General features: G+C 69.3%; 21 protein-coding genes and 1 tRNA gene. 8 read left to right on the top strand and 14 right to left on the bottom strand.

The window, feature by feature from the left end; translation table 11 throughout:
• Positions 1-34: 34 nt before the first annotated feature.
• From M3E84_RS03515 to M3E84_RS03495, 5 genes are all read right to left on the bottom strand, one after another.
• The gene (locus M3E84_RS03515) at positions 35-586 is read right to left on the bottom strand and encodes a GSCFA domain-containing protein (protein WP_259894609.1); all 552 of its coding nucleotides are present in this window, start codon (positions 584-586) and stop codon (positions 35-37) included.
• Positions 576-926 carry a hypothetical protein gene (locus tag M3E84_RS03510; protein ID WP_259894608.1) on the bottom strand — a complete coding sequence of 117 codons (351 nt, stop codon included), beginning with the start codon at positions 924-926 and terminating at the stop codon, positions 576-578. The genes M3E84_RS03515 and M3E84_RS03510 overlap by 11 nt, the downstream gene beginning before the upstream one ends.
• 521 nt (positions 927-1447) lie before the next feature.
• On the bottom strand, positions 1448-2770 hold the full coding sequence (locus M3E84_RS03505; RefSeq protein WP_259894607.1) for a S9 family peptidase: 1323 nt from the start codon (positions 2768-2770) through the stop codon (positions 1448-1450).
• Positions 2771-2787: 17 nt separating this feature from the next.
• Positions 2788-3945 (bottom strand): non-hydrolyzing UDP-N-acetylglucosamine 2-epimerase, encoded by a 1158-nt coding sequence (gene wecB / locus M3E84_RS03500; RefSeq protein WP_259894606.1) that lies wholly within the window; start codon positions 3943-3945, stop codon positions 2788-2790.
• A 117-nt stretch (positions 3946-4062) separates the two neighbouring features.
• Positions 4063-4746 carry a response regulator transcription factor gene (locus M3E84_RS03495; RefSeq protein WP_259894605.1) on the bottom strand — a complete coding sequence of 228 codons (684 nt, stop codon included), beginning with the start codon at positions 4744-4746 and terminating at the stop codon, positions 4063-4065.
• 261 nt (positions 4747-5007) lie between these two features.
• Here M3E84_RS03495 and M3E84_RS03490 point away from each other — a divergent pair, with 261 nt between their 5' ends.
• Positions 5008-6339, top strand: coding sequence for a sensor histidine kinase (locus tag M3E84_RS03490; protein WP_259894604.1), 1332 nt, complete (start codon positions 5008-5010; stop codon positions 6337-6339).
• A gap of 207 nt (positions 6340-6546) precedes the next feature.
• On the top strand, positions 6547-7275 hold the full coding sequence (locus tag M3E84_RS03485) for a hypothetical protein (protein ID WP_259894603.1): 729 nt from the start codon (positions 6547-6549) through the stop codon (positions 7273-7275).
• Positions 7276-7288: 13 nt separating this feature from the next.
• Here M3E84_RS03485 and M3E84_RS03480 read toward each other — a convergent pair whose 3' ends face one another.
• The 4 genes from M3E84_RS03480 to pepN form a co-directional block, all read right to left on the bottom strand.
• A complete protein-coding gene (locus tag M3E84_RS03480; protein ID WP_259894602.1) occupies positions 7289-8101 on the bottom strand; it encodes a hypothetical protein in 813 nt (270 codons plus the stop codon).
• A gap of 316 nt (positions 8102-8417) precedes the next feature.
• Entirely contained in the window at positions 8418-10109 is a 1692-nt protein-coding gene (locus M3E84_RS03475; RefSeq protein ID WP_259894601.1) for an AarF/ABC1/UbiB kinase family protein, read from the bottom strand.
• Between the two features lie 11 nt (positions 10110-10120).
• Complete coding sequence (locus M3E84_RS03470; RefSeq protein WP_259894600.1) at positions 10121-11476, bottom strand: hypothetical protein; 1356 nt, start codon at positions 11474-11476, stop codon at positions 10121-10123.
• 151 nt (positions 11477-11627) lie between these two features.
• Positions 11628-14243, bottom strand: coding sequence for an aminopeptidase N (gene pepN, locus M3E84_RS03465; RefSeq protein WP_259894599.1), 2616 nt, complete (start codon positions 14241-14243; stop codon positions 11628-11630).
• A 152-nt stretch (positions 14244-14395) separates the two neighbouring features.
• Between pepN and M3E84_RS03460 the strand changes: the two genes are divergently transcribed.
• The 3 genes from M3E84_RS03460 to M3E84_RS03450 are packed head-to-tail and all read left to right on the top strand — an operon-like array spanning position 14396 to position 17798.
• The gene (locus M3E84_RS03460; RefSeq protein ID WP_259894598.1) at positions 14396-16012 is read left to right on the top strand and encodes a circularly permuted type 2 ATP-grasp protein; all 1617 of its coding nucleotides are present in this window, start codon (positions 14396-14398) and stop codon (positions 16010-16012) included.
• Positions 16012-16944: an alpha-E domain-containing protein gene (locus tag M3E84_RS03455; RefSeq protein WP_259894597.1), complete on the top strand. Its 933-nt coding sequence runs from the start codon at positions 16012-16014 to the stop codon at positions 16942-16944. The genes M3E84_RS03460 and M3E84_RS03455 overlap by 1 nt, the downstream gene beginning before the upstream one ends.
• Complete coding sequence (locus M3E84_RS03450; protein ID WP_259894596.1) at positions 16941-17798, top strand: transglutaminase family protein; 858 nt, start codon at positions 16941-16943, stop codon at positions 17796-17798. Before M3E84_RS03455 ends, M3E84_RS03450 begins: the two co-directional genes overlap by 4 nt.
• Before the next feature lie 85 nt (positions 17799-17883).
• Here M3E84_RS03450 and glgC read toward each other — a convergent pair whose 3' ends face one another.
• Entirely contained in the window at positions 17884-19119 is a 1236-nt protein-coding gene (glgC, locus tag M3E84_RS03445; protein WP_259894595.1) for a glucose-1-phosphate adenylyltransferase, read from the bottom strand.
• Positions 19120-19373: 254 nt separating this feature from the next.
• On the opposite strand from glgC, the gene glgA reads away from it, so the two are divergent.
• The 3 genes from glgA to M3E84_RS03430 all read left to right on the top strand — a co-directional run bounded on the left by glgA (position 19374) and on the right by M3E84_RS03430 (position 22013).
• Positions 19374-20576 (top strand): glycogen synthase, encoded by a 1203-nt coding sequence (gene glgA / locus M3E84_RS03440; protein ID WP_259894594.1) that lies wholly within the window; start codon positions 19374-19376, stop codon positions 20574-20576.
• 139 nt (positions 20577-20715) lie between these two features.
• A tRNA-Leu gene (locus tag M3E84_RS03435) sits at positions 20716-20801 on the top strand.
• A gap of 525 nt (positions 20802-21326) precedes the next feature.
• Complete coding sequence (locus M3E84_RS03430; protein ID WP_259894593.1) at positions 21327-22013, top strand: site-specific integrase; 687 nt, start codon at positions 21327-21329, stop codon at positions 22011-22013.
• 15 nt (positions 22014-22028) lie between these two features.
• Here the strand turns inward: M3E84_RS03430 and M3E84_RS03425 are convergent, their stop codons facing one another.
• From M3E84_RS03425 to M3E84_RS03410, 4 genes are read right to left on the bottom strand one after another with little or no spacing between them, the layout of a single operon-like run.
• Complete coding sequence (locus M3E84_RS03425; protein WP_259894592.1) at positions 22029-22682, bottom strand: hypothetical protein; 654 nt, start codon at positions 22680-22682, stop codon at positions 22029-22031.
• Positions 22666-23739, bottom strand: coding sequence for a heparinase II/III family protein (locus M3E84_RS03420; protein WP_259894591.1), 1074 nt, complete (start codon positions 23737-23739; stop codon positions 22666-22668). Before M3E84_RS03420 ends, M3E84_RS03425 begins: the two co-directional genes overlap by 17 nt.
• Entirely contained in the window at positions 23736-24797 is a 1062-nt protein-coding gene (locus M3E84_RS03415; protein WP_259894590.1) for a hypothetical protein, read from the bottom strand. Before M3E84_RS03415 ends, M3E84_RS03420 begins: the two co-directional genes overlap by 4 nt.
• Positions 24790-25206, bottom strand: a complete 417-nt coding sequence (locus tag M3E84_RS03410; RefSeq protein WP_259894589.1) for a hypothetical protein — start codon at positions 25204-25206, stop codon at positions 24790-24792. The genes M3E84_RS03415 and M3E84_RS03410 overlap by 8 nt, the downstream gene beginning before the upstream one ends.
• Between the last annotated feature and the right edge of the window lie 527 nt (positions 25207-25733).

The raw sequence follows: 25733 nt of genomic DNA, 5'->3' as shown, positions 1-25733 counted from the left end.
ACATCCTTCCAGGCCGCCCAACGGGCAAGCCAGATCAGATGTCACCTCTCCGTGCGGCAGTCCCAAGCGTGAACACGAACAGATCGGCATCGCGTACCAATCTGCGTACAGCGGAAAGATGCTCTGCACGGTGCTGCCGCACGCTATCTGCAGTGGGGTGTCCGGCGGTTTCAACGGATGGTCGCAGAGCATCGTAGTATCTACTACCGCTCTTCCAGATCCAATCCTGGGGCGTAAAGACACCTTCTGCCTCCTGCAGGAGCTGTAGCAACTGGCGCACGAAATAGATATTCCCATATCGAGCGGAATATGTGCCAAAGCCGTGCTGTAGCTGCCACTCTCTGCTGGTTCCTGCTGGTGCTGGCTCGTGATCCAGCACGGTGAATCCCGAGCTTTTAAGTCTTGTCGCAATGTGCTGTGCGAAGCAGCTCCCGGCAGTCATGATTTTGGTGCTGGTCGTGATCTGAGGCGCAGTCTCGACGACCTCCTTCAGGTGCTCTGGGTGTCGCCCTGAGACTGCCGTCTTCCAGAGTGCGGATTCTGGTCGACCTCTGTATGGAGAATGCGCTGGCATGTCAATCTCCATTCACTAAGGATAGGGTGTTCGCCTTTGACATTGGGTTGTGCCCTTGCTCTTCGTCGCAATACATATGCGAGGCGAAATGTGCGCCGATCTCGGGATTCTCGCGAAGGAATTTCTGTGTCACGGGAAGCTGGATGTCTCGATCGTGCGCTGAAGCCATGTTGACCCAGTAGTCAACTCGGGCTCGCGTGCCCCTGTCGGCGAGATTCTGCAGGCAGATCGCCCGCTTCGGCATGCGCTCCCGCACCTGCTTGGCGGATTTTCCTGGGAATCGAGATTCCAGAACGGGCTTCACCTGATGCGGGTGCCAGCGGGTCCAGTCGAGCTGCGGGTTGTTCACCACGGCGCGGGCCTGTCTGTCGTAGGCCAGTTCCAGCAGTGCAGCGAAGCCGCCGGCGGATGAGCCGTAGTACAGCCGTTGACGGGTCGACGTGTGCCGAGCGCTGCAGGTTCACGGAGCCATTGCTGAGCACCACGAGCCGTTCTGCTCCCTCGCGCCGCACCACGAGGAGGGGGAGATCCACGTCTCCCAGGTGCACATCTAACCGATACGGCTCGTCGGAGGGGATTGTGGTGGGTGGCAGTGTCGACAGCTCGTCGAGCCTCAGCCGAGGCGCGTGTTCCTCTGTGACGAGATAGCTCAAGGGGCGTCCTTGGGGTCCGGGGCGACGGAGGAAACACCACTGCGCTGCGTTCGACTTATACCGGCGGTTCGCCCTCCGGGCAGGTGCCCAAGGCCGACTTGGCAGACAGCGGCATCGCTCCTGGTTCCCCTCGCCGAAATGTGGAAACTTTCAGGAGATTCTCACACAGATGTCCCCATATCGATGGTGCGACGTCGGGTGTCGGCGCTGACGGCCCCGGTCACTGCAGCTCGCGGAAGCTCGTCTCGGTCACCACATCGCTCCGGAGTTGGTCCTGCGACCTCAGGCCCAGAGCCTCGACCAGTCGGCGAGGGTCCTTCTCCTGAGTGGTCCAGGGGCACAGGCTCAGCACGATGCCGATATCGGTGGCTTCGGTGCTCACCTCGGGCAGCTCCACCCAGCCATCGCGCACCGGATGCTCACCGGATAGGTACTGGAAGCTGCGACGCTTCCCCTTCGACCAGGACCAGCCGGGCACGGGGCGTCGTTCGCCGGTCTCGCTGATCAGTTCGGCGAGCAGGAGGGCTCCACGCGGCCCGAGGTCCGGCCGAAGGCGCACGGAAGGTTGGCAGGGGCTCCCGCCGGTCAGCGGGTATGCATAGGCGGCCTCGGAGGCGGCCGGCGCGTATCTGATCCGAGGATCTCCAGGTGCCGGATGGAGCCCGGCCGTCTCGGTGTGTGCGTCCTGCGGCGGCAGCTCGGGCTGCCCGGAGAGCAAGGACAGGGTCTCCTCGCGTCCCAGCGGATTGTGCAGGGCCACGGGGTCGCTGTAGCGGTGGATTCTGAACCGCTCGGCGAGTGCCCGTTCGCTGCGCAGGAAGCTCATGGCCTGGGGCAGGTCGACCTTGAGGTCATGAGGGGAAGCGGTGTTCACCCAGTAGTCGACGTTCAGAGGCTGGCCGCGCCGCGACAGCCGTCGCAGCGCACTCGTCCGCCACGGGATGGCGCGGCGAAGGGAGGCTGGTGAACTGCCTGGGAACCGTCGGGCGCAGATGGCCTTCACCCCGCCCACCATCCATCGCGTCCAGTCGAACTGGGCGTTGTTGACGACTACGTGCGGATCCTCGTCCTGGGCTGCTGCCATGAGGGCCAGGAACCCTCCCGCCGACGAGCCGAAGTAGGTCCGTCGGCGGGAGTCGTGCACTCCCAGGGCGCTGCACAGAGCCCGGACGGCGGAGCCGATGTCCGGCAGGGCGTCGTGGGCCAGCGACTCCTGCCCCCAGTTCAGCGACAGCGCATCCTCGCCCGCGGTCCCGGGATCGCAGACATAGATCTGATGCGACGGGATCGAGCGCCACCAGCTGGAGCGCTGGAAGACCGGCTCGCCGCCGGTGCGCTCGAGATCGACCGCCCCGTTGAACAGGATGGTGACGCGCTCGGCCTCCGGGCGGCGCACCACCAGCAGCGGCAGCGCGGCACGTTCACCGCGCCGGATGGTGAGTCTCACCTGCGTGTCGACAGGGAAGACTTCCGAGTCCAGCGCGGCGGCGAAGTGCTCGAGGCTCGGATACTCCCGTGCGACCGCCTCCGGGTCGTGTTCCATGCGGCAGTTCTCGGAACTCAGGCCTGCGTCTCCGGGTTGAAGTCGGGGAGGCGCTGGCCTAGGCCGAACATGTGGGCGATGGCGGCTACGGTGCGTTCGGCGGCGCGGCCGTCGCCGTAGGGGTTCACGGCGTTGGCCATGGAGGTGTAGATCGCCTCGTTGTGCAGCAGGGTGGTGACTTCTTCGACGATGCGCTCCTCGTCGGTGCCGATGAGCTTGACGGTGCCGGCGGTGACGGCTTCGGGGCGTTCGGTGTTCTCGCGCATCACGAGCACGGGCTTGCCGAGGGAGGGGGCCTCCTCCTGGACTCCGCCGGAGTCGGTGAGGACCACGTCGGCTACGGCGAGCATGCGGGTGAACTCGCCGTAGGCCAGCGGCTCGGTGACCAGGACGTTGTCCAGGCCCTCCAGGGCCGGAAGCACGGCCTCGCGCACCACGGGGTTGCGGTGGGCCGGCAGCACGATGGTCAGCTCGGGCTCGTCGGCGGCGATGCGGGCCAGGGCGCGGCCCACACCGCGCATGGCATCGCCCTGGTTCTCGCGGCGGTGGGTGGTGACCAGCAGGACGCGGCGTCCGGAGGCGGCCAGGTCCTCCAGGGCCGGGTCGGTGAAGGGCAGCTGGCGGGCCACGGTGTGGTGCAGGGCGTCGATCACGGTGTTGCCGGTGACGACGATGTCCTCGCCGTTGATGGACTCGGCCATCAGGTTCCTGCGGGAGATGTCGGTGGGTGCCAGGTGCAGGGAGGTGATCTGGGAGGTCATCTTGCGGTTGGCCTCCTCCGGGAAGGGGGAGAACAGGTCGAAGGAGCGCAGACCGGCCTCGGCGTGGATCACGGGGATGCCGCGGTAGAACGCGGCGATCGCACCGGCGGTGGAGGTGGTGGTGTCGCCCTGGACGACGACGGCGTCGGGGGCGTTGTTCTCGAAGATGGCGTCGAGGCCTTCGACGGTGCGGGTGAGCACGCCGTTGAGGGTCTGGCGGGGGCGGATGATGTTGAGGTCGTGGTCCGGGGTGATGTCGAAGATCTCATTGACCTGGTCGAGCATCTCGCGGTGCTGGCCGGTCACGGTGACCACGCATTCGAACTCGTCGGAGTCCTGCAGGGCCTTCACGATCGGGGCCATCTTGATGGCCTCCGGGCGGGTTCCGTAGATCGGCATGACGGTCAGCGGCATCGGCGACTCTTTCACTCAACAGCGAATGGGGTTCGTCACCAGGGTCTCATAGGGCTGCCCCCGTTCCGGGGTGGCGGCGGGCGTCGGTGGGGCGCGTCGTGCCCGGATGCGTGCGGATCACAGCTGGATGAGCCCGGCTTTGTGGGCGGTGATCACGAGCTGCAGGCGGTCGCGGACCTGGAATTTGGAGACCATGTTCGTCACGTGCAGCTTCACGGACTTCTCGGACACGCTCATCAGCTCGGCGATCTCCCGGTTGCTGTGTCCCTGTGCCAGGTGGTGGAGAACCTCGGACTCGCGGGCGGTCAGGGTGACGGAGGCGGGCAGGCTGGCCCGGTTGTCCGACTCGCGCAGGTGTCCCACGACGGCATCGAGGGCCTCAGGGGAGAGCTGGGGGCGCCCGGCCACGGCCTCGCGCACGGCGGAGAGCAGCCGCTCGGGCGGATCGGACTTCAGGACGTAGCCCAGGGCACCGGCGCGCAGGGCGGGCACGACGGCCTCCCGGGAGGTGAAGGTGGTGATCATGACCACGTGGGTGCGCGGCAGCAGGCGCAGCACCTCGGCCAGGGCCTCCACGCCGTCCACGCGCGGCATCTGGATGTCCATCAGGATGATGTCCGGGCGCAGGGTCTCGGCCATCTGCACGGCGGCGCGGCCGTCGGCGGCGGTGCCCACGACCTTCATGTCCGGGGCGCTGTCGACGTAGATGGAGATGGTCTCGCGCACGACCGCCTCGTCATCGGCGATCAGAACGCTCAGCGGCTCGACGGAGGCCTGCTCCGGCGACTGCTCCGTGGTCATCGCTGCCCTCCCTGTCTGCTCAGCGGCGGATGCCCTGGATCCAGGACATCAGCCGGCCGAAGGTCGCCGATCATCGTAGCGACGCGGATGCTGTGACTGGCGGGGGCCGAACAGGCACAAATGTTGACAAGTCCATGCGCTCTAGGGCCACCTGCTGACCGCCGGATAATATCCTCTCGGCAGCATCGGAAGCGTCGGGCCTGGTCATGGGCTCTTGGGGAGGTCTGCGGCAGTGATCCTGGTGACGGCGGTGCCCGGACCATGAGATCGGACCTGCTCGGGCCACCGCGCTTCTGGCGGCGCTTCACGGCCGCGGTGGACGGGCGCTGGCCCGAGCTGGCGGTCTCGGAGGTGCTGGCCCCGCCGGTGCTCTTCCGTGCGGCCATGCTGCTGATCGTCCTGGTCTTCCTGGCCTTTCAGGTTCTCAGCAGCTTCATGGGGCAGGCCTGGATCAGCGGGCAGCCGCTGTCCTTCTCCCTGGTCGTCACCTTCCTGCCGCTGCTGTGCATCTGGATCAGCCGCGGGCTGTGCGTCGTGGCGCTGACCGTGGCCTATGCCGTGGTGCTGCTCAGCCAGGACCCGTTCGCGCTGGTGCCCACCGCGATCATCTGCTGCGTCACCCTGTGCATGTGGAACCGCTGGGGCGTGGGCATGCTGCTGATGCTCGCCCAGCTCATGGCGGCCCTGTCCCTCGTGGGCCTGGGCGACAGCGCGCCGGTGCGCATGGAGGCCTTCCTGCTGGCCTTCATGATCTTCGCCGCCTCCGCCCTGGGCTGGAGCATCCGCTTCTTCCGCTGCCGGGCACGGCTGACCCAGCTGCGAGTCGCGCAGCTGGAGACCGAGATGGTCGGGGTGCGCTCGGCAGAGCGACGCGACCTGGCCCGCGAGCTGCACGACCTCGTGGCCCACGACGTCACGGCCACGGCCCTGCGGGCCAACGCCGGGCTGCTCTCCGGCGACCAGCAGGTCCAGCGCAGGGCTCTGCAGGACATCGCCGACGGCGCCTCCGGCACGATCGAGGATCTGCGCCGCATGGTCTCGGCCCTGCAGGAGGAGGCGGGGGAGACCACCGCCCTCGAGGACGGCATCGCCCCTCAGCACCAGGCGCTGCGCACGGATCCCGACGGAGCCCAGCGTCCCTCCGCGCCGACCGACACCATGGACACCGCCCTGGCCAGATGTCGGCAGCTGCTCGAGGACGCCGGGTTCGAGCGGGTGGAGCTCGAGCACGGCGAGGGCTGGGAGGAGATCGCCACGAGCGTGCGCTCGCTGTGCCAGCGCGTGCTGCGCGAGGGCACCGCCAACGTCGTGCGCCATGGCGTCCCGAGTGCCCCCGTGAGCCTCAGCGCCCGCCTGGAGACCACCCCGCAGGGGCGTTCGATCGCCGTGGTCCGGGTGCGCAATCTGGTCCGCGATGCCCGCAGCCGCAGCGTGCGCCTGCCCCAGGAGATCTTCCTGGAGGGCGGTCTCGGCCTGGTGGGCCTGAGCGAGCGCGTGGACATCTTCGGCGGCGAGCTGAGCTTCGGGCGCCAGCTCGACACCTGGGAGCTGGTGGCCCGCATCCCGCTGCAGGATGCCGATCATCGTGCCTGAGGCGACACCGCTTCCCCTGCGACAGCAGCGCGGCGCCGCAGACAGCGGGGCCAGAGTTCAGCTGCACATGACTGCGACTTTCGCGCGGAACCGTGACCTGGATGACAGTCTGCATCCACGCAGTCCACGTGGCAGCACCGCTGAAGGGCTCTCCTTCGGGAGAGCGCAGCAGGTGCCCGCGAGGACCATCGATGAGAGGCCGGGGAGATGACGCCGCTGAACAGGGCATCGATCGACATGGTGATGAGGGTCGAGGACTCGACCGGGCGACCGATCGAGATCGACCGGGACGTGCTGCGCCGCGCCTACATGGCGCTGCTGGCCATGGGCCGGGCCTTCTACGCCCGCCATCGGCCGCCGGAGCGCTTCCCGGAGGAGGCGCTGAGCCTGAGCTTCCACGAGCCGAGCCCGGGTGCTGTCGTCTTCGAGGCCGAGGTGGTCGCCGACGGCCATCTGCGCGCCAGGGACCAGCCGGTGCTGCTGGGTCCGGACATCGCGGAGCCGGCCCGCAGCGCGGAGCACGCGCTGCGCCTGAGCGTCCACGGGCTCGTGGAGTTCGTGCGCGCCTACGGGTTCGTACTGGCCGCGCCGCAGACGCTGCGGGAGGTGCGCTGCGATCACGTGGACCTCACCGACGACCAGGACGGTCGGCGTCTGCGCGTCTTGCCGGAGGTCGACTACGCGCTGCAGCACGGCTGCTTCGATGCGCAGATGCGCGAGTTCCTCGCTGTCCTGACCCGCGAGGGCGTAGGGGGCGTCAGCCTGTCCCGCGGCGCGGAGGATCTGCGCAGCCAGATCCATCACATGGTGATCGCCACCGATCGCGTCCTGGAGTTCGTGCACGGAGCGCAGCCGCAGCGACCGCTCGACAGGATCGGCACGGATCCGGACCCCGAGCCCGGTGGCGCGAGCGAAGCCGAGCCGGGCGCGGCCTGAGGCGGCTGCGTGCTCAGAGCAGGTGGCCCGGCGGCGGTATCCGCTCATCGGTGCGCCGGCCGCGCTCCTGAGGTCCCACGTCGCTGGGGGCCGTCCGCGACAGGTCCTCGCGCGGAATGCGCGTGACCAGTGACTCCAGCGGATCCTCGACCTGCTGGACGGACTCGAAGATCGAGGCCGGCTGCGCCTCAGCGAGGCGCTCCCACAGGTGTGCGGGCAGCTCCATGACCGTGGCGCCCTCGCCCTGGGTGGTGCCCTTGCCGCGCACGAAGGTGATCGTGGAGTCGTCCTGCTCGAAGAGGTGCTTGAGATCCTCGGCCGCGGCCTGAGCCTGGGGCGAGGAGCGCAGGATGACGAAGATGTTGTGCGGTACTCGCATCACGTAGCGCCCGTCCGTGACCATGGGGACCAGATCCAGCTCATCGGCCACGGCTCCCAGCACCACGGACCGGGCGGCGAGGATGATCGGCAGCATCTGCACGCCGGAGAGCACGGTCGCCACGGCCTCGTGCAGCTTCTGCGCCAGCTCGGAGATCTCCTCGAAGCTGCGCGGCGAGAGCAGCCGACGATGCAGCGGCCTGGCGTCATGCAGGGAGGCCACCAAGGCGCAGTCGCCGGGTCCGCTGACCGTCAGGCGCACGCGCACGGGCTCGACGCCTTCGACGGCCACGCCGTCGAAGGCCAGCCCCTCGCGCACCAGGACCTCGAAGCCGCGACGGACCCGCTCACGCTGCTGAGCGCTGAGCTCAAGAGGCTGACCGCAGCGTCGGGCCTCCAGGCCGGTGAACTCCGAGACGAGCATGGGTGCGGACTTGACGTCAGGCATGGCAGAGACCTCATCTTGTGCATCAGGTGAGAGCCGCAAAGGTGCGGGGGGGCGCTTCAACCGGCGGTTGGCGCGGTGAAGACGACCCGGCATCGGCACAGCGGATCACGCCAGGGATCACGCCAGCCGATGCACGGCGGTATCGACGTTACTGGCCGGTCAGCACCGGAGTCCTCCCGGAAGTCCATATCGTGCGAAAGAGGCTCTGTGTTTCGCGCCTGCCTGCGTGGATCCATCGCATGTCAGCCGGGCCTCTGAGCACACACCAGCACAGACGGGCGCAGGCAGACACGGACACCGTGCAAGGCTGCAGGACTCACCGGGTGCGTCGTCTGCGCTCGCGCAGCGAGGAGACGATCCGGCGCACCCTGGGAGTGGCCGTGGAGGCCGCCAGGTACGCCGAGAGCACGCCGACCGTGCCGGTCCCGCCGATCATCAGCGGGACATGGAAGCGGCTGTAGCGCTGCGGCTCCGAGGCCACCACGTGGGACATGCCGTTGATCGTGGCCGCGATCACCGCACCGGCGATCACCTGGTGGCCGATGCGCTCGCCGCGGTTGAGCAGCGGCTCGAGCTCATCGGCGCGCAGGTGGACGTCGAAGCCGCCGTTCTCCAGCACGGACATGACCCGCCTGATGACGTCGGGGGAGTCCTGGCCCAGCTGGACGGCCTCTTCCACCAGCCCGCGCACCCGCTGCAGCAGAGCCTCGGGCGAGACGCGGCGCAGCACGAACTGGCGGGCGAACGGGCGGATCACGGAGATCAGGTCGAAATCCGGGTCCAGGCCTTTGCCGATGGACTCGGCGGTGATCACCATGCGCAGGAACAGCGCCGAATCCCGCGGCAGGCGCAGCCGATGGCGGCGCAGGCAGGCCACCAGATCGGACAGCAGCGCCGCCATCCGCACCTCGGCCAGCGGCCGGTCGGCGTAGCTGCGGATCATGGATTCGACGTCGCGGTCCAGGGCGGCGCGGTCCAGGTTCTCCGGGGCGCGGTCGGTGAGCTTGAGCAGTCCGGTGGTGGCGCGTCGGGCATTGCCCTGGGAGACGCCCACGAGCATGGTCACCAGGGCATCGCGGAACTCCTCCGAGAGGCTGCCGACCATGCCGAAGTCGATCATGGCGATCGAGCCGTCGGAGTGGATGAACAGGTTCCCCGGGTGCGGATCGGCGTGGAAGAAGCCGTGGTCGAAGATCATCTGGCACAGGATCTGCGTGGCCGTCACGGCCAGCTGGTGGCGGTCCACCCCCGCGGCCTCCAGCGCCGCGTGATCCGTGATCTTCATCCCCGACATCCGCTCGGTGGTCAGCACCCTTGAGGAGGTCGCCTGCCACACCACAGCGGGCACGATCAGCGACGGATGCCCCGCGAACAGCTCGCGCATCCGCTCCGTGCTGCGAGCCTCGGCCAGGTAGTCGAGCTCATCGCGCATGGAGGCGGCGAACTGATCCACCAGCCCGGTCAGGTCCTGATCGCCCACGCCCGGCCAGTAGCGCGTGATCAGCACGGCGAGCTCGCGCAGCACCTCCAGGTCGCGGTTGACGGTGTCCACGATCCCTGGGCGACGGATCTTCACGACGACGTCCATGCCGTCGTAGACCGCGGTGTGCGCCTGCCCGATCGAGCCGGTGGCCAGCGGGACGGGGTCGATGTGGCGCAGGATCTCCTCGGCGGCGGTGTCCGGCTCCTGCTCGAGCAGCTCGCGGATGCGATCCGGCGGGATCGGCGGGGACGAGTCCTGCAGCCGGGCCAGCTCGCGGGCGTACTCCTGCGGCAGCAGGTCCGGGCGCGTGGAGGCCAGCTGGCCGAGCTTCACGAACGTGGGCCCGAGCTCCTCGAGCGCCAGACGCAGGTGGACGGGCTGCGGTCGCACCTTCTCTGGGTCCACCAGGCGCACGCGCTCCAGCGGGGCGCGCCACTCGGGCTTGAGCCCCGCCAGCACGAAGCCGAAGCCGTGCTGGGAGAGGACCTCCAGGATCTGGAAGAGCCGTTCGCGCCGCGAGAGCATTCCGGGGAGGATCAGGACTCGTGCGGTGCGGTGTCGCGCCGGGCGGACTCGGGCGCCGCGGCGGGGATGTCATCGCGCGTGTCCGCGGCCGTGCTGGTGCGCTCCGCGCCGCTGTCCTGCTGCTCGGGGCGCGGGGCCCCGGGCATGACGGAGCGCAGGTAGAAGGCCATCAGCCCGGCCGCCAGCGCGGCGATCAGGCACAGGCCCGTCACCAGCGGCTCACGGCCCACGAAGATCAGCCCGAGCACCACCAGGGCGGCGGTGATCGCCAGCAGGCCCAGGAAGGTGCCGTCGGGCCGAGCGCTGCGGTTGTGGTCCTCGCGCCCTGACCCTGCGGCGCGAGCGCTCCGAGCATCGGCGCGCCCGGCGCGTGCCAAGCGCCAGCCGGCGATGCGGGAGCCGCGCTGCGGGGACTGCGGCTCGTCCGGCTCCCCGCGGCCTGCCAGACCGGGGAAGGCCGTGCGCGCGGTCTCCGCGGTGCCGGCGGAACCGGTGCGACGCCGCCAGCGCGTCGGGCGGGAGGCCTCCAGCTCGGAGGGGACGTAGGCGTCCGGGACGCGGTAGCTGTCCGCCTCCGGCTCCAGCGGGAGGAACTCGCGCGGCAGTCGCTCGAACCACTCGTCCGGGATCATGTCCGGACGGGCGGCCTGCACGGTCAGCGAGACCTCGTAGGACGTGCCGCGGATGGTTCCCCAGGCCGCGGTGAGCAGATCGTGATCGAAGGCGTGACGGATCACCGGGATGAAGACCTCGGACATCTGCGTGGACAGCCGCCCCACGACCTGGCGCTGATGCAGCACCTCCACGATGTCCACGTGCTCCCCGGCAGGAGTGCGGATCTGATTGACCTCCAGGGTCAGCATGACCCGGCCCTCGCCGGTGCGCGGCAGCACGGAATGCAGGTAATCGGCGTGCTGCGACTCCTCGAGCACCTTGATCGAGGAGCCCTGCGGCAGCACGGCGGCCCGCTGCGGGGCCGAGTTCAGCGGGAAGAGCAGATCGGGCGCCGAGAGATCCAGGCGCAGGTCGGCATCGACCTCGGTGGCCTCGTCGGCGGCCACCAGGGCCGCCTTCAGGTGCGCGACGGCCACGGCGTCGTAGCCGGAGGCGACCACGCGGGTGATCGCCGGCCAGTAGCGCTCGGCATCCTGCGGCGCCAGGTGCCCCACGCGCTGGCCGGCGATGCGCACCGTGATGGTCGTGGGGTCCACGGGATGATCCGGCTCGGGGACCAGGACGGCGGGGCCGTCGTAGCTGCGGGGGGTGCCGAGGGGGAGGTCGCCGAAGACGCGGATGATCTCCGCGTCGTAGAAGTTCTCGGTCACGACCTGCAGAGATCCCCGATCGTTCAGGGGGTAATCGGCCATCGTCGTCCTCTGCCTCTGGGGCACGCTGTGCGCGGTGCCATCCACTGCTGCCGGGGACAATCGGTCTCCCGGTGCCGCCAGTCTGTCACGAGGCGGCACCGGAGCCGGGGATTGTGGACCCCATAGGAGGCGGCGTCATGGCAGCGCGGGCTCAGGGCCGGGCAGCCGCCTGCGCTCGCAGCCTCCGGGCGAGCTCATCGCGGCACTCGATCACGACTCGGCGCAGGGCCGGATCGGCCTGCGGATGCTCCTGAAGCCACTGCTGCGATCGGCGCAGGATCGGATCCTGCTCGGGATCAGCCCCCGGGGCCAGGTCCGCGGCGGCGGGGAAGAGGCCGCGGACCAGACGGGTGGCCATGCCGATCGAGCGCTGCGACCACTCGGAGTCGATGATCTCGAAGTAGCGCTTCCGGTAGGGCGCCAGCAGATCCGGGGAGCCGAGCTGGAAGCCCTCGATCGTGGCGGTGAGCAGGTCGTTGGTCAGCTCGTGGCCCAGGATCTCGGCCCACGCCAGATCCTTGGCGCGTGAGGTGGGGCGTGCGGCGTTCGTGCGCGCCCGCCCGATCTGGGAGACGCGGGAGGCATCGCGCTCCGCCTCGCGCATGATCGAACTGTCCACGGCGTGATTCGTGGCCACCAGCCCGGTCAGCAGGGACCAGCGCAGCGCCGGGCCCAGGTGCAGGCCGGGCAGCACGACCTCGCCGCTGAGCAGGTCCTGGGCCAGGCCGTGGGCGGCGCCGTCGCGCTGACCGAGGCGGGCGAAGGACGAGGCCAGGCTGCGCTGGCGATCCGAGCCGTGCTCGGCGCCGTGCAGCTCGTCGATCACCCGGCGCAGCAGCCTGCCGCGGATCTGCGGGCGGCGGCGTGCCGGCAGATACGACTCGAGGGCCTCCTCGGCCTGGCCGAGCACCGTAGTGAACACGGCCTCGTCGGTCTCCGCGAAGAGGTGATCGATCACCGCGGCGGTGAAGTCCTCCGCATCCAGGCGGGCCTGGCGGACGTCGGTCCACAGCGCGGACCACACCACAGCCCGGGCCATGGGATCCGGGATCGACGACAGCCGGGCCAGCTGATCCGCGCGGGTGGGCTCATCGGCCACGATCTCGGCGTAGTCCAGGTCGCGGTCGTTGACCACCACCACGCCGTCGGCCCCGGCCAGCTCCGGCAGCTCGTGGGCGGTGCGCCCGGACAGGGTCAGCTCGAGGCTGCGCTGTGGCTGCGCGTCCGTGCCCCACACGGAGACGGCGAGCTGGTGATCACGTTCGGAGGAGGGATCGTGGACGGTGCCCTCGGGCGTCAGGGAGGCCGAGACCAGGGTGCCGTCGGGATCGCGGCGCGTCTGCAGCCGCAGGACTGTGGCCCCGGTGGTGGTGAGCCAGTCGCGGGCCCAGGAGGCGGTGTCGCGCTGGGAGGACTCCTGCAGCACGGCCAGGAAGTCCTCCAGGCGCGCGGAGCCGAAGGCATGGCGGCGGAAGTAGACCCGGCAGGCCCGCGTGAAATCCTCGAGGCCCACGAAGGCCACGAGCTGCTTGAGGGCGGCCGCGCCCTTGGCGTAGGTGATGCCGTCGAAGTTCTGCTTGGCCGCGGCCACATCCGGGACATCGGCCACGATCGGGTGGGTGGTCGCCATGGCGTCCTGGCGGTAGGCCCAGGCCTTGCGGCGCACGGCGAAGCCCGCCCAGGCCTCCGTGAACTGCGTGGCCGACACCGAGGCGTGGGCGCCCATGAACTCGGCGAAGGACTCCTTGAGCCACAGGTCCTCCCACCAGCGGATCGCCACCAGGTCGCCGAACCACATGTGGGCCATCTCGTGCAGGATCGTGTTCGCACGCCCGGCAAGCTGCTGGCGGCTGGCGCCGTCCGGGAAGAGGTAGTCCTCCGTGAAGGTCACCAGCCCGGGGTTCTCCATGGCGCCCAGGTTGTACTCCGGCACGAAGGCCTGCTCGTACGTCTCGAACGGGTAGGGCAGGTCGAACAGCTCGGTGAAGAAGTCGAGGCCCTGGCGGGTGATCGTGAAGATCTCCTCGGCATCCAGGTGCTCGGCCATCGAGGCCCGGCACCACAGGTGCAGCGGCAGGGACTGCGGCCGCTGCGCGGAGGAGGATTCCCACGACGACTCGGCGCTCACGTACGGTCCGGCCAGCACCGAGGTCAGATACGCCGGGATGGGCAGCGTGGGGGCGAACTCGTGGTGAGTCGCGGCCGCCTGCTCGGGGGAGTCGCCGCCCGGCTCCGCAGAGGCGCGCAGCGCCGTGGAGTTGGAGCGCACCTCCCACTGCCGCGGGGCCGTGATCCGGAAGATCCACTCGGCGCGCAGATCCGGCTGATCGAAGCACGGCATCACCCGGTGGGCATCGGCCGGCTCGTACTGGGTGTAGAGGTAGACCTCGCCGTCCTGCGGGTCGGTGTAGCGGTGCATGCCCTCCCCGGAGCGGGAGTAGAGGGCCTCGCCGCGCACGCGCACCCGGTTCTCGGCCTGCAGGCCCTGCAGGCGCAGGCGGTCCTGGCAGAACGCGGCGGCGATCTGCTCGGTGCTGAGGCTGCGGCCGTTGATCTCGACCTCGCTGACCTGCCCCGTGAAGTCCAGGAAGGTCTCATCGGGCCCGTCACCGCGGTCGAAGGAGAAGCTCCAGATCACCTCCACCGGGTAGGTGCTGCGCGCGGGGTCCGGGGCGCCGGTGAGATCGAGGTCCACCTCGCATCGGTGCGGGCGCACGCGCTGGGTGCGGTCGGCTGCTTCTTCTCGGGTCAGGCTGGGAGTCGGCACGGACCCATCCTATGGACACCGCGCCGCGGACTGTCATCCAGCGGGGCAGACGTCGGACGGGCACCGGATGTGTGAGACTCCTTACGGGCGATCGGCCCGGCTCCGCGGCGCGCCCGCGGCTCCAGCGCAGACGAGGAAGCGACTGCCACGACATGACGAGACTGTTCAGCGGCTATCCGGAGGACCTGTCGGGCCAGGCGGCCTACGACGAGATGTTCTCCGCTCCTGAGGCCGTGCGCCCGTCGTACGACCGGGTCCACGAGGTCCTCGACGGACTCGACCTGCCCTCCGTCACCGGCCGCGATGAGCTCATGGCCCGATCCTTCCTGGATCGCGGCGTGACCTTCGACTACGCCGGCGAGGAGCGGCCCTTTCCGCTCGACATCGTCCCGCGGGTCATCCCGCAGGAGGAATGGGAGGTCGTCGAGCGCGGCGTCAAGCAGCGCGTGAAGGCGCTCGAGCACTTCCTGGACGACGTCTACGGAGAGCAGCGGGTGATCGCCGATGGCATCGTGCCGCGGTCGCTGATCACCTCGTCGTCGCACTTCCACCGCTGCGTGTGGGGCTTCCAGCCCGTGGGCGGGGTGCGCATCCACGTGGCAGGCATCGACCTGGTGCGCGACGACGCCGGGACCTTCCGGGTCCTCGAGGACAACGTGCGCGTGCCCTCGGGCGTCTCCTACGTGATCGAGAACCGCCGCGCCATGATGAAGGGCCTGCCCGAGGCCTTCGTCTCCACCCCGATCCTGGGCGTGGACTCGTACCCCCGCCAGCTGCTGCACGCGCTGCAGAGCACGGCCCCGGAGCCCGGCGAGGACGCCGTCGTGGTCGTGCTGACCCCCGGCGTGTTCAACTCGGCGTACTTCGAGCACACCCTGCTGGCCGGGCTGATGGGCGTGGAGCTCGTGGAGGGCCGCGACCTGGTGGTGCGCGGCGACCGCGTGTTCATGCGCACCACCGAGGGCGAGCAGCGAGTGGACGTGATCTACAAGCGCATCGACGACGACTTCACCGACCCGCTGCAGCTGCGCCCCGACTCCGTGCTGGGCTGCCCCGGGCTGGTCAATGCGGCGCGTCACGGCAACGTCACCATCGCCAACGCGATCGGCAACGGCGTGGCCGATGACAAGCTCGTCTACTCCTACGTCCCGGATCTCATCCGGTACTACCTGGACGAGGAGCCGATCCTGTCCAACGTGGACACCTACCGGCTCGAGGAGGACGAGGCGCGCGAGTACGTCCTGGCGCACCTGGAGGAGCTCGTGGTCAAGCCGGTCGACGGCTCCGGCGGCAAGGGCATCGTGATCGGCCCTCTGGCCAGCGCTGAGGAGATCGACGACGTGCGCGCCAAGATCCTCGAGGACCCGCGCGGCTGGATCGCCCAGCCCGTGCTGCAGCTGTCCACTGTGCCCACCTTCGATGGCGAGGGCTTCTCGCCGCGCCACGTCGACCTGCGCCCGTTCTGCGTGAACTCCGGCGATGACATGTACGTCCTGCCCGGCGGACTCACGCGCGTGGCCATGCAGAAGGGATCGCTGATCGTGAACTCGTCGCAGGGCGGCGGCTCCAAGGACACCTGGGTGGTCGGTCAGCACCGCCCGGAGCCGGCCGCCGATCCGGAGGCAACGGAGACCGTGGCCGACATGGAGGCCACCGCACCGGCCCACGGCGGGGACTTCGACGACTCCGCGCTGCGCCGCCAGCAGGAGCAGCAGCAGCAGGCGGCCCCGGCCGGGGCGGTCCGCACCACGGGAGAGGGGAAGCGCTGATGCTCAGCCGCATCGCAGAGTCGCTGTTCTGGATCGGTCGCTACATGGAGCGCGCCGACGGCGTCGCCCGGATCCTCGAGGTCCACCTGGAGCGCATCACCCAGCTGCCGGTCCACGAGCAGGGCCAGGAGGCCCGCAGGATCATGGCCATCATGGGGGTGGAGCCCCAGGCGGATGCCGGCGTGCAGGAGATGATCTTCGAACTGGCCTGGAACTCGCAGACCACCACCTCGATCGCAGGCTCCGTGGGAGCCGCGCGCGAGAACGCACGACGCGCCCGCGAGATCGTCTCCTCGTCCATGTGGCAGACCCTCAACGCCACCAACTACGGGCTGTCCGATCACAGCAAGGACACCGTGGGCACCTTCCGCATGTGCCAGTGGACTTCCGAGCGGATCTCCATGACCCGCGGCCTGGCAGATATGACCATGGCCCACGACCAGTCCTGGCAGTTCCTGACCCTGGGCGTCACGCTCGAGCGCGCAGACATGACCGCCCGCCTGCTGTGGACCCGGGCCTCCTCCCGCGGCGGCTCCGGGGAGGCCACGTGGGCCGAGATCCTCGAGTGCGCGGGGGCCTATGAGGCCTTCCTGCGCTCGCGCGGCGGCTCCTTCAACGACGAGTCGGCGACCCGCTTCCTGGTCCTCGACCGTCTCTTCCCGCGCACGATCATCTACTCGCTGCGCCGGGCCGAGAAGGTGCTCTCGGACCTCGATCCCGGGGGAGGGCGACTGGGTGTCTCCAGCGAGGCCCGCCGCATCATCGGCAAAACCCTCATGGAGCTCGAGTACGACAGCGCCGAGGACATCGTGCGGGACCTGCCGCGGCAGCTCAACGGCGTCCAGTCCGCCATCAGCCGGGCCTCCCAGGCCGTGAGCGAGAAGTACTTCATCCACGCCCAGGAGGCGTCCTGGTTCGGAGGTGTCCTGTGAGCAGGCTCAAGATCGATCACATCACCCGCTACACCTACGAAAGCACCGTCTCGCGCTCCCACAACGAGGCCCGGATGACCCCGGTCAGCGACGACGAGCAGCACGTGATCACCGCAGAGCTGGCGGTGAAGCCGTCGTCGGCGTCGATCCACAACTACGTCGACTACTTCGGCACGCGCGTGGCGGACTTCGACATCCCGCATCGCCATACTGTGCTCGAGGTGCGCTCCTCGGCCACTGTGGACGTGGACCGCTCCGCGGCTGCGGAGACCGACGTCGAGAAGGTGGGCTGGGAGCAGCTGCGGGACCCGCACCTGCTGGATACACAGGCCGAGTACATCGCGCCGACCTCGCTGACCGCGGCCGGCGAGGAGCTCAAGGCCGTGGCCGAGCAGGTGCGCGAGACCGCCGAGACGCCCGATGCCGCAGCCCGGGAGATCCTGCGCCGGATCGCCGAACGGGTCGCCTACGAATCGGGCGTCACCGGCGTGCACACCGACGCCGACGCCGTGTGGAGCGACGCCAAGGGCGTGTGCCAGGACCTCTCCCACGTGGCCATCGCGCTGCTGCGGGAGCTCGGGATCCCGGCACGCTACGTCTCCGGTTACATCCACCCGGACGAGGACGCCGGGATCGGGCAGACCGTGGCGGGGGAGTCCCACGCCTGGCTCGAATGGTGGGACGGCGACTGGCGGGCCTATGACCCCACCAACCACAAGGCGCTGGACGACAGCCACGTCAAGGTCGGCCACGGCCGCGACTACCGCGACGTCCCCCCGCTGAAGGGCATGCTCACCGGCGGCTCGTCCACCGAGTCCCTCGAGGTCACGGTGGAGATCACCCGGGTCTCCTGAGGGATCCATCGCGGATGCGCGAAGGCGCCGGCCCCGAGGGGTCGGCGCCTTCGTCGTCAGCGGCCGGGCCAGGCCGTCCTGCGGATCAGAACGTGAAGTTCTTGGGGATCACCGTGATCCCGGACTCCGTGACGGTGAGGCCGCGCTCGCGGTCCTCCTGCAGGTTCACGCCCACGCGCACGCCCTGAGGGATCACGACGTTCTTGTCCACGATGCAGCGCTCCACGACGGCGTCGTCCTCGACCTTGACGTTGTGCATCAGCACCGACTCGGCCACGCGGGCGTGATTGCTCACCTGCACGCGCGGCGAGAGGATCGACTCCTGCACCCGTCCGCCGGCCACGATGACGCCGGGAGAGAGGATCGAGTCCGTGGCCACGCCGCCCTCGTGGTACGGCCCGCGCACCAGCTTGGCCGGCGGTGCGACGACCTGGTGGGTGAAGATCCGCCACTGCTCGTTGTAGAGGTTGAAGATCGGCATGGGCCGCAGCAGGTCCATGTGGGCGTCGTAGTAGGAGTCCAGGGTGCCGACATCGCGCCAGTACTGGCGGTCGCGATCGGTCGATCCGGGGACGTCGTTGAACGTGAAGTCATAGACGGCGGCCTCTCCTCGATCGGCGAAGTACGGCATGATGTCGCCGCCCATGTCGTGCTTGGAGTCCTCGCGCTGGTCGTCCTCGCGCAGGGCCTCCACCAGGGCGTCGGCGGTGAAGATGTAGTTGCCCATGGAGGCCAGGAACTGGCCCGGGTCATCGGCCAGCGGCTGCGTGGTCTCGGGCTTCTCCACGAACTGGGTGATGCGGGAGGAGTCCTGCTGATCCGTCTCGATCACGCCGAAGGACTGCACGAGCGACATCGGCTGCCGCACGCCGGCCACCGTGGCCTTGGCGCCCTTCTCGATGTGGAAGTCGAGCATCTGGGAGAAGTCCATGCGGTAGACGTGATCCGCGCCCACGACCACCACGTAGTCGGGGCGGGCGTCGTCGATCAGGTTCATGGACTGGAAGATCGCGTTGGCCGAGCCCAGGAACCAGTCCTTGCCGGAGCGCTGCTGGGCCGGGACCGAGGCGATGTAGTTGCCCAGCAGGGTGGACAGGCGCCAGGTCTCCGAGAGGTGGCGGTCCATGGAGTGCGACTTGTACTGGGTGAGCACGACCACCTGCAGATAGCCGGAGTTCACCAGGTTGGACAGCGCGAAGTCGATCAGCCGGTACGAGCCGCCGAACGGGACCGCGGGCTTGGCCCGGTCCTCCGTCAGCGGCATCAGGCGCTTGCCCTCGCCGCCAGCCAGAACGATGGCAAGGACATTCGGTCGCACCATGATGGAACCTCTCGTGTGGAAGACGTCGTCGTCCCAGGGGCCCCGCCCCCAGAGGAGGCGCAGATCACGTCCGCGCACCCGGGGTTACTCAACCTTGAATCGGGGCCGATGGGAAGCCGCCTTGCCGCAATTTGCACGCGCATTCTCGCGTCGGTCGACGGCTGGACGCGCGAAGGTCTCCGTGACGGTGCGACGTGGGTGAATCCGGCGTCCGCATATGGGCAGTGCGGGCGGGGGACTGTAGTGTCGATCACGTGCGCATCGACATCATCTCCAAAGAGTTCCCGCCCGCCATCTACGGAGGCGCCGGCGTCCACGTGGCCGAGCTGTCCCGGGTCCTGGCCCCGCTGGTGGACCTGAACGTCCGCTGCTTCGGCGAGCCTCGCGAGCCGGACTTCCACGGCGCGACCGTGAAGGCCTACCCCGTGCCCGCCGACCTCGAGGGCGCCAATGCCGCGCTCGAGACGCTGGGCACGGACCTGACCATGGTCGACGACATCGCCGGCGCCGACCTGGTCCACTCCCACACCTGGTACGCCAACTTCGCCGGGCACCTGGCCGGGCTCATGCACGGCATCCCGCACGTGGTCTCCGCCCACTCGCTCGAGCCGCTGCGCCCGTGGAAGGCCGAGCAGCTGGCCGGCGGGTACGCGCTGTCGTCGTTCGTGGAGAAGACCGCGTACATGGGCGCCTCCGCGATCATCGCCGTGTCGGACGGCATGCGTCGCGACATCCTGCGCTCCTACCCGGAGGTCGACCCCGAGAAGGTGCACACCGTCCACAACGGGATCGACGTCGAGCAGTGGGACCGCGACGAGTCCACCGATGTCCTGGAGACCTACGGGATCGACCCGTCCCGGCCGTCCGTGGCGTTCGTGGGGCGCGTGACCCGGCAGAAGGGCGTGCCCTTCCTGCTGCGTGCCATGAAGCAGCTCGATCCGTCCGTCCAGCTCGTGCTGTGCGCCGGTGCCGCCGACACCCCCGAGCTCGGTGCCGAGGTCAACCAGCTGATCGACGAGCTCAAGTCCACCCGCGACGGCGTGGTCCTGATCGAGAAGATGCTCCCGCGCCGGGAGGTCATCCAGATCCTCTCCCACGCCACCGCCTTCGCCTGCCCGTCGATCTACGAGCCGCTGGGCATCGTGAATCTCGAGGCCATGGCCTGCGGCTCCGCCGTGGTGGCCACCGCCACCGGCGGCATCCCCGAGGTGGTCGTGGACGGCGAGACCGGCCGCCTGGTCGAGATCGAGCAGGTCGACGACGGCTCCGGCACCCCGCTGGATCCCGAGAAGTTCGTCTCGGACTTCGCCGCCGCGCTGACCGACGTCCTCTCCGATCCCGAGCGGGCGCGGGAGATGGGCCGCGCCGGGCGCAAGCGCGCCGAGGAGCACTTCGCCTGGGAGGCCATCGCTGAGCGCACCCTGGAGGTCTACCGGGCCGCGATCGAGCGGAACTGATCGCTTCCGGCTCGCGGGCCGCCGATTCCCCTCGGGGGAGCCGGCGGCCCGTTCGCGTCTCTGGAGAGCCCCAGGCTGTGCTAAAGTAGTCCGCGTTGCTCAGCGACCGGCCGGTTCCCGGCAGGATCGTGAGTCACCCGCGCGGGTGGCGGAATAGGCAGACGCGCTAGCTTGAGGTGCTAGTCCTCGTATTAGAGGGTGGGGGTTCAAGTCCCCCTCCGCGCACAGTGTTCGCCCTAGTCAGGGCAGGAAGCCCCTCGTGCCAGTTGGCACGAGGGGCTTTTTCACTGGCACGGCGTCCAGGTTCTGGTGCCGTGGCCTTCGTCAGAGAGCGTCCGCGCAAGGACGGCACGACCGCGTTCGTCGTCCGGTGGGTCGAGCCCAAGACGGTCAAGCGGACGACCAGGACGCTGGCCACCCGCCGCGACGCCGAAGAGCTGTCGGACTTCCTCAACGCCAACGGGAACAGCTTCGCGCTGGCCGCCCAGGCCGCCTCACGGCTGCGCCCGAGCTCGCCGACCGTGGACGCGGTGCTCACCGCGCACATCGACCAGCTCACGGCGATCGGTCCCGACACCCGGGCCCGCTACAGGGCCATGGCCGCCCGGCACATCGTGCCCGTGCTCGGGGCCGTGCCCGTGGATACCCTCACGCGGCGCGACGTCGCCGCCTGGCTCAACGGGATGGCCGGGGCGGCCAAGAACCAAGAAGAACATCCAGGCGCTGCTCTCCGCGGCGCTGAGCACCGCTGTGGTCGACGGCCTGATCCCCGGCAACGTCGCCAAGGGCGTGCAGCCACCCCGCGGCGAGGTCGTGCGCGAGCCCGTGTTCCTCACCCGTGCCGAGCTCGAGCAGATGACCGCGGCGCTGCCGCCATGCACGGCCACGCTGGTCGATTTCCTGGCCGGCATCGGGCTGCGCTTCGGCGAGGCCACCGCACTGCGCGGCGCCGACCTCACCCTGCCCGACGCCGCGAGCGCCGGCGCAGGGGATGGCGGTGGCAGGGGAGTGGTGTCGGTGTCGAAGGCATGGAAGACCGACCCGGCCGCCGACGGGCGGTTCGTCGTCGGTGCGCCCAAGACCCAGCGCGGCCGCCGCACCGTGACTCTGCCGTCCCGGCTCGCCCAGCGGCTGGCCGAGCACCTCGAGCACCACGAGATCGGGCCCAGGGGCCTGGTCTTCCCATCCGTGCACGGCGGGCGGCTGTCCATCCAGGAGCTGCACCGTGCCCGGGGGCCAGCGCTGGACGAGCTCGGCGACCAGCTGCGGGCGCGGCCGAGGATCCACGACCGGCGGCACACGCACGCCTCATGGCTGATCGCCGCCGAGGTGCCGCTGACCGTGATCCAGCGACGACTGGGGCACGAGTCCATCAAGACCACCAGCGACCGCTACGGCCACCTCGCCGACGACCCCGACGCCCTGGCGGCGGCCTAGCTGGACTAGGCCCGGTCAGGACTCGCGGACCGAGACATCTTCGTCGATGCTCAGGGCCCAGACGTGCCTGCCACGGATGAGGCTTGCCGTCAGGGCGCCCTGAGACGTGACATAGGAGTCCACGACCCCCAGAGGCTCCCGCCCAGCAGGGGCGACCAGCACCGCAGCACCTCGAGGGCCAGCTACGGCCTCTGCCGTGAGGAGATTGCTCGGCACCGAGGTCTTCCATCGGGTCCCGATCCACCCGTGCTGATCGCCTTCGACAGCCTGATGACGACGCAGTCGCGGCGCGGCACCGAGCCACGTCATGTTCAGCGCGCTGCGCGACGACCGGAGCCTGAACCCGCGATCTCGCAGCTGCACGGTGACCCCCGGCTCGACCTGCCACTGCTGAACCAAGCGACGCTCGGGGCTGTCCGCGGAGTCCCACACGATCCAGCAGTCGAGCTCGACGAGATACGTCACACGTCTGCGCAGAGAGACCTCGGAATAGCCGAGGTCCGCCAGAACGAAGTCGTGCGCCTCGCCCGTGACCTCAGCGCGCTCCAGTCGCACATCGGCGCTGTCGTCGTGCTCGAGGCCAGGGATCACGGCCACGTTGTGGGCCGCGCGCGAATGCAGGTACTTCCGGGTGGGATCCTTCGGCTGATAGCTATGGAACCCCCCCATCGACCAGCCACGGCGTGCCCTGCGAGTAGAGGTGCACGCTGCCCAAATCGTGGTGCGCATGCGCCCGAACGTCTCGCCCGTGACGCAGCACCATGTGGGACTCATCAGCGATCGGCCGAGACTCGCCCCACCCGCTACGGGACAGGACGTACCCTCCGTCGAGGACCCGCACCGTGCCCTCCGGGCGGGTGCCTCGCCTGCCCTGACTCGCCACGAACTCGGCAAGCGGCCCATGCCCGGGGCGCAGAGGCCCGCGAGCAGAGTCCCCGATCTGAGGAATCCGACCATCAGGCTGAGCCAGGTGCACCAAGACGTCCTCAGCGGCGGCCATGCTGGCCCGCACCGCCTCAGGGATAGGCCGTCCCTCAAGCGCCACACGATCCCAAGCCTGCGACCACCACGCCAGATTCATCTGGTGGTACGCCGCCGACCCCTCGTCATTGCACCCCTGCTCGTCGAACGTCGTGGTGAACTGCGCCGTCATCCGCTCCACCGCCGTATCCATCGCGGCACCATCACGCAGGACGGCTCCGACCACGAACAGCCCCGCATGCTGGTGCAGGCCATGGTTCTTGCCCACGATGTGGGACTCGTCCATCAGCCAATCCCGATGGGCCTCCAACAGCTCCACGAACCAGGCATCCTCCTGGCCGACCAGCGCGGCACCAAGAGACAGGTTGATCGCCCGATTCCCGTCTGCCATGTCCTTCCAGGCGAAGGACGACGCCGCCTTCGACGCGGGCACATTGGCCTCGAACCAGGACTGGGCTGTTGCCAGCCACTCGGCGCGCGCCTGCTCGTCCCCATCCAGCGCAGCCCACAGCACGGGCGCGAGCCAGCGCAACGTGTGGTGCTGGAATTGCCAGTTCCGATCGCTGAACGGATCAGCCGCCCAGTCCAGCACGTCACCGGACCAGTCAGGATGCGGCGGCAACCGCAGCACGCCAGCACGATGGGTCTCCAGACGCTGCGCCAGATCCACTGGGCGCGCGTAGGCCTTGCCGGCAGCTTGCCGCGCCGCAGCAGCGAGATCGAGGCGACTGGGATCAAGGTTCATTGGGGGGCCTTCGGGACGGGGGGCACCAGGGGAAGGGCAAGTTCATCGTAGTCACGGCCGTCCAGTGAGCCCGCTCTGTGCCTCCGGACACGACGAAACGGTTCCCTCCCGCTGAGCAGCGAGAGGGGGGCCGTGTTCGTGCCGGGGTCAGGACCCGCCGACCTGCGAGCGCAGGCGGGCGACCGGGTCGTCGAGGTCTGTGGAGCTGGGAGCGGGTTCGTCGGTGATGGCCTGGTCCTCAGCGAGGACGAGGCCATCGGAGGGGATCTGCTCGGGGGGCGCGAGGTTCGAGGCGTACTCCCCGGTGTCGGCCAGTGCGTTGACCTGCGGGGGCAGGGGGCCTCGGGCCGGGTCGCGCTTGAGTAGGCGGTCAAGGCCACGGCGCCGCCGCGCCCGAAGGCGAGGTTGCACAACGGGCCGGGGAGGTCGGAGCGGCCGCTGATCAGCATGTTCAGCGTCGGCGACCCGGTGCTGTAGCGGCGAGCGCTGGTCGTGGCCGTGTGGTGGTGCAGCCCGCCCTTGGGTGTGCCGTAGAACCCACGCCCGGCCCAGCCGCGGGTCTTCCACCCGTCGATCTCGATCACGGTCAGGCCGTGCTTGCGCAGCCCGTCCGCGAGTCCGGTGAGCATCACCATGCGGTGACTCCTCTCATGGGTGCGGCCCCGCCGGGTAAGGCGCAGCGCCGGCCAGCGCGTGTGCACATCCCGCGCCCACGCCGTGAGCGTGCGGATCAGCGCGCCGTCCTGCCCCTGGGATCGCCGCAGGGATTCCACGGTGCGCTCGAGGCAGGAGGTGCGCTCCTGCTCCTGCGCGAGATCACCCCGGGTGTCCTCGAGGTCCCCCTGCGTGGATGCCAGGGCGGCGCCCATGGCGTTGAGGGAGGCGAGGACGAGCTGCTGGGACTGGTGGGCGTGCACAGCATCAGCGTCGGCCGTAGTCACCGGGGCAGGCTTGGCCTCGCCGTCACCGAGGCGGCGGTTCAGCCAGCCGATGCCCGGGGCCAGCACACCAGCGGAGAGGATCATGCCGATCAGGGTGACGATCGACTCCTCACTCATGGGAGACCACCTCCACCTGCCCCGTGTGCACCTGATCCCGCAGCCGCAACGCGTCCTGCTCGATCAGCGTCAGTGTCACGATCCGGGTTAGGCCCACCATGGTGAGCATCAGCGACGACCCCCACGAGATCACCGAGCCTGGGAACACGAAGATCACCGCGAGCGCGTAGGCGGCCCATCCGGCGGCGGTCAGCCACCACCCGGCTTGGATGCCGTTGCCGCCCGAGTCCTCCACCCGGTTGCTGGTGATGATCATTGACTCGGTGGGGTAGGTCGCGCCGCGACCTCCGGTGCGAGCCTGGATGCCGTGGCTGGCGCTGCGGCGCCCGACATTGCCAGTGATCGTGATCCGCCCCGGGCGGTCGGCCTCGTTATGGAAGTTGATGCCGCTGCTCGCTGCATCGTCCACGGTGTTGCCGCTGACGATTGCCGTGGGGCACTCGACGTTGGTGCCGCTGCCAGACGACTTGTTCAGTCATGTCTTGGGCGACGCTCGTGGTCCCTCAACGTTCGATACCACGGTGATCAGGTTTCGTCTGCTATGGGAATCCGGGAGGCATGTTGCCCAGGTTCTTCCCTTGTCAGAGCGTTCACAACCAGATATTCGAGCCGATGCAAGGAAAGGTGCGAAAGAAGGGTGTGTCGCTGGAACATCAGGCCCGGATGCCCCTCCGCCTGCGCGCCGCCGGCATGACACCGTCCATGGCCTGATTGGTCCCTGCCGCGATCGAGACGCGGTTGTGGCGGTGGGAGTTCACGGGCGTGAGGAGGCTGGCCTGCACCGGCTGGTCGATGGCCCGCTGCGCCGCAGCCTGCGAGACACCCCCCGCTCGCCGACCCAGGGGACCGTGACCGCCGGCTGGGCGATGAGCTGTGGCAGGATCCGCCACACCACCGAGTTCAGGCGCGGTCGTCGGGCCTCGACCGATGACGACG

The organism is Kocuria sp. p3-SID1428, assembly GCF_025149945.1.
GTDB lineage: Bacteria > Actinomycetota > Actinomycetes > Actinomycetales > Micrococcaceae > Kocuria.
This window is presented reverse-complemented; position numbering and strand designations above follow the sequence as displayed.